The 12169-nt window shown below is 24.0% G+C and carries 13 protein-coding genes; all 13 read right to left on the bottom strand.

What is annotated here, in order from left to right; all coding sequences use genetic code 11:
- The 13 genes from NBW53_RS04765 to mnmA all read right to left on the bottom strand — a co-directional run bounded on the left by NBW53_RS04765 (position 1) and on the right by mnmA (position 12162).
- On the bottom strand, positions 1-1026 hold the full coding sequence (locus NBW53_RS04765) for a FecCD family ABC transporter permease (RefSeq protein ID WP_250278942.1): 1026 nt from the start codon (positions 1024-1026) through the stop codon (positions 1-3).
- Positions 1023-2018, bottom strand: a complete 996-nt coding sequence (locus tag NBW53_RS04760; protein WP_250278941.1) for a FecCD family ABC transporter permease — start codon at positions 2016-2018, stop codon at positions 1023-1025. The genes NBW53_RS04765 and NBW53_RS04760 overlap by 4 nt, the downstream gene beginning before the upstream one ends.
- Positions 2018-3067: an iron-siderophore ABC transporter substrate-binding protein gene (locus NBW53_RS04755; protein ID WP_250278940.1), complete on the bottom strand. Its 1050-nt coding sequence runs from the start codon at positions 3065-3067 to the stop codon at positions 2018-2020. The genes NBW53_RS04760 and NBW53_RS04755 overlap by 1 nt, the downstream gene beginning before the upstream one ends.
- 286 nt (positions 3068-3353) lie before the next feature.
- The gene (locus tag NBW53_RS04750) at positions 3354-3809 is read right to left on the bottom strand and encodes a hypothetical protein (RefSeq protein ID WP_250278939.1); all 456 of its coding nucleotides are present in this window, start codon (positions 3807-3809) and stop codon (positions 3354-3356) included.
- A gap of 54 nt (positions 3810-3863) precedes the next feature.
- Positions 3864-4319: a hypothetical protein gene (locus tag NBW53_RS04745; RefSeq protein ID WP_250278938.1), complete on the bottom strand. Its 456-nt coding sequence runs from the start codon at positions 4317-4319 to the stop codon at positions 3864-3866.
- Between the two features lie 68 nt (positions 4320-4387).
- On the bottom strand, positions 4388-4843 hold the full coding sequence (locus tag NBW53_RS04740) for a hypothetical protein (RefSeq protein WP_250278937.1): 456 nt from the start codon (positions 4841-4843) through the stop codon (positions 4388-4390).
- A 14-nt stretch (positions 4844-4857) separates the two neighbouring features.
- Positions 4858-6501 carry a DNA/RNA non-specific endonuclease gene (locus NBW53_RS04735; RefSeq protein ID WP_250278936.1) on the bottom strand — a complete coding sequence of 548 codons (1644 nt, stop codon included), beginning with the start codon at positions 6499-6501 and terminating at the stop codon, positions 4858-4860.
- Positions 6502-6523: 22 nt separating this feature from the next.
- On the bottom strand, positions 6524-7633 hold the full coding sequence (locus NBW53_RS04730; RefSeq protein WP_250278935.1) for a pentapeptide repeat-containing protein: 1110 nt from the start codon (positions 7631-7633) through the stop codon (positions 6524-6526).
- Between the two features lie 21 nt (positions 7634-7654).
- Positions 7655-8242 carry a hypothetical protein gene (locus NBW53_RS04725; protein ID WP_250278934.1) on the bottom strand — a complete coding sequence of 196 codons (588 nt, stop codon included), beginning with the start codon at positions 8240-8242 and terminating at the stop codon, positions 7655-7657.
- Positions 8243-8273: 31 nt separating this feature from the next.
- Complete coding sequence (locus tag NBW53_RS04720) at positions 8274-9680, bottom strand: phage late control D family protein (protein WP_250278933.1); 1407 nt, start codon at positions 9678-9680, stop codon at positions 8274-8276.
- A gap of 10 nt (positions 9681-9690) precedes the next feature.
- Complete coding sequence (locus tag NBW53_RS04715) at positions 9691-10173, bottom strand: hypothetical protein (protein WP_250278932.1); 483 nt, start codon at positions 10171-10173, stop codon at positions 9691-9693.
- A gap of 350 nt (positions 10174-10523) precedes the next feature.
- On the bottom strand, positions 10524-10883 hold the full coding sequence (gene rplS, locus NBW53_RS04710; protein WP_250278931.1) for a 50S ribosomal protein L19: 360 nt from the start codon (positions 10881-10883) through the stop codon (positions 10524-10526).
- A gap of 202 nt (positions 10884-11085) precedes the next feature.
- Positions 11086-12162 (bottom strand): tRNA 2-thiouridine(34) synthase MnmA, encoded by a 1077-nt coding sequence (gene mnmA / locus NBW53_RS04705; protein ID WP_330651642.1) that lies wholly within the window; start codon positions 12160-12162, stop codon positions 11086-11088.
- Positions 12163-12169 lie beyond the last annotated feature (7 nt).

The following is a 12169-nucleotide window of genomic DNA, read 5'->3' as shown; positions in this document are numbered from 1 at the left end:
TTATACACTACCCTTTTTATTTAATTTAATTAATAATATTAAAAGATATGGAGCACCTATAATACCTGTCATAACACCAACTGGATATCTTGTATTAAAAACAAATTGTCCTACTAAATCAGATAATAAAACTAAAATAGCTCCTACTAAACCAGATATAAATATATTTTTAGACCCTGTTCCTACTAAATTTTTAGCTATTGGTCCAGACAAAAATGCTACAAAAGATATTGGGCCTGTAATAGATGTAGAAAATGCTATAAGAAAAACTGCACTTATTATTAATACTACTCTTACTAAATTAGTTTTTACTCCTAGAGTAATAGACAACTCTTCACCCAATTCTATAATTTTTAGATAATTTTCTAAAATTAGTATTACAGAAGTAAAAATAATTGTTATAATAAATAAACTTAGTATACTTTTCATTTGTACACCATTTAAGCTACCACTAAGCCATCTTAACGCCTCTGAAATATCATATTCATTAGCACTTACCAACATATAAGAAATTAATGCATTTAACATAGTTTGAACGCCAATACCTATTAATATAAGTCTATTATTAGAAAAAATATTTCCTTTTGAAATAATATAAATTAATATAGCTACAATTACTCCAAAAATAGTAGCTATAACGGATACGATAACTCCTGAATAGTTTAATATTAAAATACAAAATACAGCTGCTGAACTAGAACTTGTACTAATTCCTATAACATCTGGACTAGCCAAAGAATTTCTTAAGATTGTTTGAAATGTATTTCCAGCAATAGCAAGTGACATACCAACTAAAAACCCTGATAACATTCTAGGTAATCTTATTATTAATATAGCAAAATTGGCCCCATCTATTTGTTGTCCCATTAAAACTTTTATTACCGTTAAAATAGAATATTTTTCCTTGCCACTTATTAATATAACAAGTCCTAAACTTATTATTAATAGTATTAAAAATATTGTTATAATTGTTGTTTTTCTCTTCCTTTTTAAATATCCATAATCAATATAATTTAAATTTTTCATAATGAACGCACCTTTGCTTTCATTGAAATAATAATAAAAATAGGAGCTCCTATAAATGATGTAACTATACCAACCTCTAGTTCACTATGTGCTCCTAAAATTCTGCCTATTACATCTGAAAAAGTTAGCAAAACGGCTCCTATAAATGATGATATAAAAATTATTAATTTAACATTACTACCAAATAATAACCTCACTATATGCGGAGCCATAAGCCCTATAAAACTAATAGGACCCGCTAATGCTGTTACTGTTCCACAAAGTAAAATTACTGAAATAGCACTAATAGCTTTTGTTAACCCTATTTTAACACCTAATCCTGTTGCAACTTCATCTCCTAAAGATAATAAATTTAAAGATGGAGCAATAATAAAACTCAATATTACACCAATAATAATAAATGGTAGCATTGATATTATAGATTGCCATGTTACACCACTAACACTTCCAACTTGCCAAAATCTAAAACTACTAATAACTTGGCTCCTTGGTAACATAATAATATTTATTAACGATGATAAAATTACACTTATTGTTACACCAGATAAAGCAAAATTAATTGATGATACACCATTACCAATAGATGCGATAAAATATACAAATATAGCAGTTAATGATGCTCCTAATAAAGCGAGTAATATATATTCTCTATATGTAGTAATACCTAAAAATGCAATGCCACAAACAACAAATAGAGATGCACCTGTATTTATACCTAAAATACTTGGATCTGCTATAGGATTTCTTGTTATTGACTGCATAATTGTACCAGATATAGCTAAAGCACCTCCAGCTATAAGACTAAAAACTGTTCTAGGTATTCGTTCTTTAATAACTATTGATTCAAAACTATTATTATTTAAATTATTTAATGTATCTATAACTATTTTAAATTCAATATGTTTAGCACCAAAAATTAATGAAGAAAATATACATAATATTAATATTATTAGTATTATAAAAATTAATAATATGTTTTTATAATATTTCATTATATTTTATCAACTGCCTTACTAAGTATTTTAACATATTCTTCAATAGTAGCTGGTATAGATAAAGCTGATGGAGTAGCAGAAGCTGCAAGAGGAGTACCATCTTCTATAAGTGCTACTGAACCTCTTTTTATAGCTGGTATAGTTCCAATTAGTTTATCTTCTTGTAAAGATTTCAACAACTTCTCATCTCCATAACATATTATAATATCTACATCATTTAATATTTCAACATTCTCAGCACTTATTTCTAAAGCAAAAGAATTGGACTCCTTTGAGAGATTTAAAATACTATTTGGTAAATTAAATCCTAAATCCATAAGATAATTTACTCTAGGGTCTTCTGGTAAATATATGTAAAATTTTCCTAAATCTGATGGATTAAAATAAAGAAATGCAACATTTTTACCTTTAATTTGTGGATATTTGCTAGTTTCTTTTATTATTATATCTTCTAAATTTAAAACTAATTCTTTTCCTTTTTCTTCCATACCCATAGCTTTTGAATTTAAAATAATTTGCTCTCTCCATTTAGTTTGCCAAGCTAATCTAGGATAAGCTATAACAGGCGCTATTTGACTTAGCAAATCATAATCTTCTTTTGTTATACCAGAATATGATGCTAAAATAACATCTGGCTTTGAATTACTAATTGCCTCAAAATCTAATCCATCTGTATCATCAAAAACATTAGGATTTTCTTCTCCTAGCTCTTTAAATTTTGCACTTGTCCAAGGTAGTAGCCCTGTTTCATCATTTCCACCATAATTAGCCTTTGATACTCCAACTGGTAATATCCCAAGAGATAATGGAACATCTTGATTTCCCCAAGATATTGTTGCTATATGTTCTGGTTTACTATTAATTACAGTTTCTCCAAATGCATGTTTTATAGTAATAGGATATTGTTCATTAATTTTACTATTTTTAATATTTATATTTTTATTAGAGGTATTACTATTTTGTACATTTTCATTATTAAGCGTACATCCAGTAATAGTAATACCTAAAATTACAATAGAAATTAAATTTATTTTTCTTAATTTCATTTTATACCCCCTGTTAACTTATGTTAGCTTTAATAAATTTTAGTTGTCTACAATTAACTATATTTATAATATAATAAATAAATTATTTTGTCAAGATAAATTAATTTTAGCTATATAAATTAAATTTATAAAAATATAAAAAAGCGAACCCTGTTAGCTAAGATTTTTTATTTAGCTTATTAGGTTCACTTATATCATTAATTTTTTGCTATAATTTATAGTACTTTACCTTTACTTAATTTTTATTTTTTATCTAAATAATATGTATTAAATATTGTAATAAATTTTAGCTATTTTTTGCTTTTATTTCTTCAAACCATTCTTCTATAACATGTTGAGGTAATTTATTTTCATATTGTGACCATACATTCTCATATTTATATTCTGCTTTTAAACTATTTTTTTTCACATTGTAAATTAATTTTATTTCTGTTGGCATTTCTCTTTCATTTTCTAAACATAACTCTTTTATTTTTTCTATATCTTTATTTAAAATATCTAATACAAACCCTTGACTTTCACCAGAAACATCATATATTTCATCGCCATTGTATGCATCATTTAATTTATGCTTCATTAATATATTTCCATTAATATTGTAAAAATAATCACTTGATAAGCATTTATCTTCGTAACAACCATAAATATATATTTCATCTGCTCTATCTTCTACATATTCCATACAAATATCTACCATATCTGCCTGTATTTCACTAAAATTATCTTCAAATGTTTTTTCCATTTTTTCTTCCTTTATTTATTTTTTTTTAATATGTATTAAATATTGTAATAAAATTTAGCTATTTTTTGCTTTTATTTCTTCAAACCATTCTTCTACAACATGTTGAGGTAATTTATTTTCATATTGCGACCATACATTTTCATATTTATATTCTGCTTTTAAACTATTTTTTTTCACATTATAAATTAATTTTATTTCTGTTGGCATTTCTCTTTCATTTTCTAAACATAACTCTTTTATTTTTCTAATATCTTTATTTAAAATATCTAATACAAACCCTTGATTTTCATCAGAAACATCATATACTTCATTGCCATCATATGCGTCATTTAATTTATGTCTATCTAATATTTTACCATCAATTTTATAAAAATAATCACTTGTTAAAAACTTATCTTCATAACAACCATAAATATATATTTCATCTGCTCTATCTTCTACATATTCCATACAAATATCTACCATATCTGCCTGTATTTCACTAAAATTATCTTCAAATGTTTTTCCCATTTTTTCTTCCTCTATTTACTTTTTAATTTTCAATAAAATATAATATTTATTAAATATTGTAATAAAATTTAGCTATTTTTTGCTTTTATTTCTTCAAACCATTCTTCTATAACATCTTGAGGTAATTTATTTTCATATTGTGACCATACATTTTCATATTTATATTCTGCTTTTAAACTATTTTTTTTCACATTGTAAATTAATTTTATTTCTGTTGGCATTTCTCTTTCATTTTCTAAACATAAATCTTTTATTTTTCTAATATCTTTTTTTAAAATATCTAACACCATACTTTGATTTTCATCAGAAACATCATATACTTCATTACCATCATATGCATCATTTAATTTATGTTTCTTTAATATCTGTCCATTAATATTGTAAAAATAATTACTTGATAAACACTTATCTTCATAACAACCATAAATATATATTTCATCTGCCCTATCTTCTACATATTCCATACAAATATCTACCATATCTGCCTGTATTTCACTAAAGTTATCTTCAAATGTTTTTCTCATTTTCATCTTCCTCTCTAATTATCTAAATCAACACTAAATTTATCACCATCTATTTTATATTCAATAATAAACTTGCTTGGTCTAAGGTCATCATTATTATACTCTATTTTCATATTTATTTCAACTTTTTTATTTTCTTCTAGTGCTTTAGCCCATTTATTTTCAAGCGCTTTATATTTACTTAAATTATTAATTGATGATTGAGATACTAAGTTATCAATTTCTGGAGAGCCTCCAAATCTATCTCCAGCTAAATGTCCTGCGTGGTCGCCTTTTAGTTTCCCTGGTGTGTTTTTTGCATGTTTCAAGCGTTTTGTTCTTTTCGTTAATTGTAAATCATCTGTTTCAAATTTACATATTCTTCCTTTACTATCTGTTTCATAAATATAGTTATATTCTCCTGTCATATATCTTATGTTTGGCTTTAATTTTCCATTTTCTAAATGAGAACCATCTGTTATTATATCACTAGCTATATTAACACCTTGTTTTCTCTTTTTAGCTTTATTATTATTGTTATTATTCATATTTGGATTTTTTACTTCTTCTGTTATATCTTTTATATTATTGCTAAATTTTTTAGGTGTATCATCAATTATATCTGCTGGAATGCCTGCAAAGGCTAGATTTTCTTTAGGCAAAATTTGATTTATTACATTTTCAAATCTTTCTTTAACTGACCTTGCTTTATTTTTTATTTCTTCTTTCTTTATTTCTTTTAAACTTTTACCTATCTCTTTTTTTGATGTTTTATCAGTAAATTCCTTTGTGCCCTTTTTTAAACTATTTATTGCTTCTGGTATAGCATCTTTACCTTTTTTTATACTATTTCCTACTTCTTTAAATGGTATTTTTTTTAATGCTTTTACACCATCTCCTACTAATGGTACAAATCCTACTGCATCTAAAGCTAAATCTCCTACACTGCTCCATTTCCACTCCCAGTTTTGAAAATCATATACTATTTCTCTTATATCTGCTACTTGCCCTACAAAAGGTATACATCCAACACCTATTTCTCCTAGTGTTCCTAATAAATTTGTTTCATCTTCGGCATAGCTTCCTTTTATCATTTGATTGAGTGATTTTTCTAAATAATTTTCGCTTTCTTCTACAAATTCTCCTATTTTTTCTCCTAAATCTAAACCTTTTTTTACTGAATTTGTAAATTTAGTATTGCCATATTCACCCTTTCCTTCTTCATTTAAAGATTGTATAAATTCTTCTCTGTTTTTTATAAAATAGTCATTAGCTCCCGTTACTACTTTACCTTTTAATGGACCATAAAAAAATCCATTTTCCTTTATATCTTTTGTTTGTTTCTTTAATTTATGTGATATTTTTTCCTTTTCTTTAGGTGCTTTTTTCTGCTTTTTCTCTTTATTTTTAGGCTCCGTTGGACTTTTTATTTTATCGTTAGGTTGTTTTGTAGCTTTTACTACATTACCTATTGTACTTTTTGCTTTATTTATTATACTTTTGCTTACCGTTTTGCTAGCTTTTACTAAAACACCTACTGTACTTTTTGCCTTTTTTGTTATACTACTTATTTTATCTTTTATACGGTTTGAACCTTTAGGTTGTTTTGTTGCACTTACTGTTTTGCCTATAGAACTATCGGCTTTTTTTGCTAAATTTTTTATTTTTCTTTTAATCAAATATTATTCTCCTTTCTAAAGTTTAATATAACTTTATCCCTTCTAATTGTTCTTTTGTAAAATTTAAATTTAATATCTGCTCTTTTTTAAATTTACATTCTTGAAATATACATTCTTCAAAATTTGTATTTTCTATTATAGCACTTCTAAAATCTACTACTTCAAATCTACTACTTCTAAAATCTACATTTGTTAAATTGGTATTTATTAGATTTGCCCCTAAATAGCCAACTTCTACTTCATCATTTATCTTTCCTTTTCTCATTATACAATACGTCATTTTGCTATCACTTAAATCGGCATTTTCAAAGTTTACTTCACTTAAAAAACTTGATATTATATTACTATTTCTTAAATCAGCCTCTTTAAATTTTGCCCCATTTAATATGCTATATGATAAATCTGATTCTTTTAACTCACTTTTTCTAAAGTCTGCCCCTCTTAAATCACATTTTCCTAAATTAAAGTTATTTAATACTAAATTTTTAAAGTCTTTATTGCAATATTCTTCTGGCAATTTTTTGTTCAACCATTTTTTTATTTTTATTGGATTTTTATTAAAATTTTCTGTATATATTAAATCATATATATCATAAAATTTACCACTATGTATATTAAAAATATTTTCTTTATTTAAGTTATTATATTCTTCTGTTTCAGTTAATTCTATAATACTATTTCTCATAATACTTACTATATATTTATGAAAATTATCTACAATTTTTAACATTATATTATTTATATCTGTATTGTTTATTTTAAATATGTAACCTTTTCCTTCTTTTAATAACTTGTCCCACATTTTTTGATAATGCTTATATATATATTCTACATTATATTCTCCTATTTTTATATCACCTTTTAAATACCACTCTTTATCATATATATAAATATCATATTTATAATTTTTATTTATTATTTTTGTTAACATCAGATTATAACTTAAATATCCTATTCTTGTATCACTATGTTCTTTTTTTATTTTTTCACTTATATTTTTAAAATTTAGTATAAATTCTTTTTTATATTCTTCTATATTTTGTTGAAAATCTTCTTCTAAATTTTCTAATGTTTCTTTTAATATTGGCTCAAAATAGTTAGAATAAAAATGTTCTGGTATGTACTCAATCATCTTTTACCTCCTTTACATCTATTATTTTTCTTTTATAGTTAAAATAATATCATCTATTATTTTTTCCCATTCTTTTTTTTGAAAAATATCACAACTAAATGTTAACATTAACAATCCAATGTTAAGAGGTATAAAATACATTTTATTAAACAAATCACCGTCTATGTTATTTACAATAAATGAAAATGTACCTATTTTCTTTTCACTTGTTTCTATTATTTTTATATCTTCCATTTTTGTTGATGGATACATTCTTTTAAATTCATATAATATACCATCTCTTACTTCTTCTATTTCTTCGTTTAAAATTTCTCCTTCTTCTAAACAAAAATTAAAATTTACTGTTGTATCTTCACTTGTGTATACATAGTCTAAATCATCATCTACTGGATATTTAATTTTCAATAATTCATCATTCATTAAATCAAAATCTTTAGGTAAAACTATATTTATTTTGCCTTCATATAACTCTTTTTCTTCCAATAACAATTTCTCATATTTTACTATTATATATCCTTTTTCTATATCATTTTCTATATTAAAATAATTAATTCTTTCTTCATTTTTTGCTTCTCTTAAATTTTTTATTAACTCTTCTTGATATCCCATTTAATAAACTTCCTTTCAAATATTTTTACAATTAATTAAAATGTGTTACCTCATCTATTACTATATTTGAATCTTTTGTTGTTATCGCTATTTTATCATTTGATTTTATTTTTAATTTTTCACTTTCTATTTTTATATTTTTTTGTGAATACATATTTATATTTTCGTTAGATATTATTGATACCCCTTTATTATCTTCCATACTTAAATACAAACTTTCTCCATTTGTTGTAAATTTTAATTCATTTGGAGACATTTTCAATTCTTTACCTTCTTTAACTCTAAAATATTTTACAGAAGTATCTTGTGTATTTTCATTTTCTCTTCCGTCTTCTCTCAATACTCTTCTTAAATAAGCGTCTTTTTCACTTTTTGTTGGTATATATAGTTCGATTTTACTACCAATTTCTGGCATTACATACCAACCTGTATTACCTTCTGTTGTATAATTGCTACCAAAACTGTATAAATAAGCTTTATCTTCTTCTTGTTTTTCGTCTATTTCAAGATGCACTTTTATTTTATCTTTTTCTACTTTTATAACTTTACCATTTATTACTTGTCCTATTATTTTATCATTATATAATTTTTCTTGTTTTATATTTCTTTCCAGTTTTAATTCATATGTATTTATTAAATCGCTATTTTTAAATTCTAAATATTTTTTAACTACAACTAATTTTAAATTTTTAAAAATTAGTTTATCTCCTATTTCATAGTTATATTTTGCTTTTATTTCATAGCTTATAAAATCTTCTTCAGTTACTTTCATATGATTTGCTTTTATATTTAAATAAGTTTTCATATCTTTTTTCAACTTATATTCATAAGCATCACATATGTATTCTTTTCCTTTTTTTATTCCTACAAAAATATTAGGTTTTTCTGTTTTTATATCTGGACATAATTTTAATTCTAAATAAGAGCTTAATCTCTTTAAAAATTCCCAATCTGTTTCATTATACTGTATAAATGGTATATGTAAAGTTTTAGTATCATCACCTATAAATATCGTATTTCCATTATTTTCTTTTACTATATTATCTATTAATTTTCTATATGTTAAGCTTTTATCTTGAAAACTTCTGTTTTTCTTTTTCAAATCTAACATTATAGAATAACTCATTGCTTCAATTTCAAAGTTATATAAATTACCTTCATGGTTTAGCTTTATTTTAGTTATTACTCCATAAAATATATCTATTTCTTCTAATTTTTCTTTCATTTCATTTTCATAAATACTTCTTTTACCTTTTATTTTTAAATTATCTGTTATGCTTAATTCTTTAAATCTTTGGATATTAGATTTTTCATTATCTAATATCCCTTTTATTAATATGTTAGAATGTTCATTTAACTCTTCTTTTAGTTCTAAATTTTCTATTATTTTATATTTAAATGGTAAATCTATTGTTAAATCTTCAGTTACTATATTCATATTTTACACCTCACTTTAATTTTACTGGTATTAACTTTATTCCATATGGTAAACTTTTTAATATATTTTCTGCTAAATGTATTGACATTACAATTCTTTCTACTGTTTTATATTTAATTTTAAAAATATATTTATCTTTTATTTTATTTTCATATAAAATTATATCTTCTATATTATTTATATCTTCATCTACTATACAATCTAATATATCAACATCTATTTTATAATACAATATTTGTATTTTATTATAAATATCTGTTATAAAAAATGGTATAGATTCAAAATTATCATATACACAAAATATATCATATAATTTTTCAGATATACAAAAATAATATTTAAAAATATTTTTTTCTAATATGTAATCTTGAAATTGTGTATGTTTACTTGTTTCTAAATTAACTATAAACGGTTCTTTTGGTTCTAAATAATTAAAATTTATTTTTAATTTATTTGTTAAACTATTGTCTTCTTCTAAAATAAAATATTCCATTGTTATACACCTACCATTTTATGTTAAATTTAATTATATTATTAGCTATTTAATGTTATTTTGTCAATATATTTAAAATATTTTATTATTAAAACTTATATAATAAATGTTAGAGCAAATAAATAGAGCTTTTAAAAAAATTAATAAAAATTTTTACTTGATTTTATATTAAATTAAAAATAAAGTTTCATACTTATTATTATTTTAATACAAAAAAGTATGATTTTTATACCATACCTTTTCAAATTTACTTTATTCACTATTTGGATTACCTTAAATATTGACAAGTAACCTTAATATTAAAGAGGATAATAGATATATCTATCTATCTATTATCCTCTTTAATAAAATTATTTACTTCTTCTATTAATATCTTCTTTAACTTTAGCTGCTTTACCAATTCTATCACGAAGATAGTTAAGTTTTGCACGTCTAACGATACCATATCTAACAACTTCTATTTTCTCAATTCTTGGAGAATGAATTGGCCAAGTTCTTTCAACACCAACACCATAAGAAATTCTTCTTACAGTAAATGTTTCACGAGCACCTCCATTTTGTCTTTTAAGAACAGTACCTTCAAACATTTGGATTCTCTCTCTTGTACCTTCAACAACTTTAGCATAAACTTTAACAGTATCACCTACATTAAAGTCTACAATATCCTTTTTAAGTTGTTCATTTTCAATTTCTCTAATAATGTTATTCATAAGTAATCCCCTTTCAAATTAAATGTTCTTATTATCTTATTATAACAGCGGAACATTCGTATTACATATCTTGTCAATTATAACATATATATTTTTTAATTTCAAGTATTTTTTATTTTATTATAAAATAAATTTACTAAATGTTGAAAATATAAGTTATTATATAAATAAATTTATTTATAATTACGATTAATCATTAATACTATTTATAGATAATTCCACCACCAATAACATATTCACCATCATAAAACACTGCCGCTTGTCCTGGTGTTACAGCTCTTTGTGGTTGTTCGAATATAGCTTCTATCATATTATTTTCTACTTTTCTTATTATACAAGGAGCTTGTTTTTGACTATATCTAAGTTTACCTAAAGCTTTTATTTCACCATCTATATCTTTAATACTCATAAAATTAAAATCTTTTATTAAAACATTAGTTTTAAACAAATCTTTATTTTCACTTAAAACTATCTGGTTTTCATCTGCCTTAATTTCTGATACATACATAGGCTTACCAAAAGATATACCAAGCCCTTTTCTTTGCCCTATTGTATAATTGGTTATTCCTTTATGTTTTCCTAAGATATTGCCACAGCTATCTATAAAGTTACCTTCTTTAATTTTAAAATTAGAATTTTCTTTAATAAACTTAGCATAATCACCATCTGGTACAAAACATATATCTTGACTATCTGGTTTATTTGCTACTATTAGTCCTATATCTTTTGCTATTTTTCGAACAGTATCTTTATCATAATCTCCAATAGGCATTAATGTTTTTTCTAATTGAAATTGATTTAAGTTGTATAAGGCATAAGTTTGGTCCTTATCATTTGTATTAGCAGTTTTGATAGTATACCTATTAGTTTTAGGATGTTTTTCTATTCTTGCATAATGACCTGTAGCAATATAATCTGCACCTAATGCTAATGCTTTGTTTAAAAGAGCATCCCACTTTACATATCTATTACAAGCAATACATGGATTAGGTGTTAAACCTTTTGAATATTCATCTATAAAATAATCTATAACTTTTTCTTTAAATTCTCTTTTAAAGTTTAATACATAATAAGGTATACCTATTTTTCTAGCAACACTTCTAGCATCATCTACCGCAGAGAAGCCACAACAACCGCCGTTATCTTCTAAGCATTCTCTTTTTTCATCTTGCCATATCTGCATAGTAATTCCTATAACGTCATATCCTTGTTCTTTCAATAAATATGCTGTAACAGAACTATCTACTCCACCACTCATGCCAACTACAACTTTTTTCATAATTATC

Origin of the sequence: [Clostridium] colinum (genome assembly GCF_940677205.1) — a bacterium.
GTDB classification, from domain to species: domain Bacteria; phylum Bacillota; class Clostridia; order Lachnospirales; family CAG-274; genus Tyzzerella; species Tyzzerella colina.
This window is presented reverse-complemented; position numbering and strand designations above follow the sequence as displayed.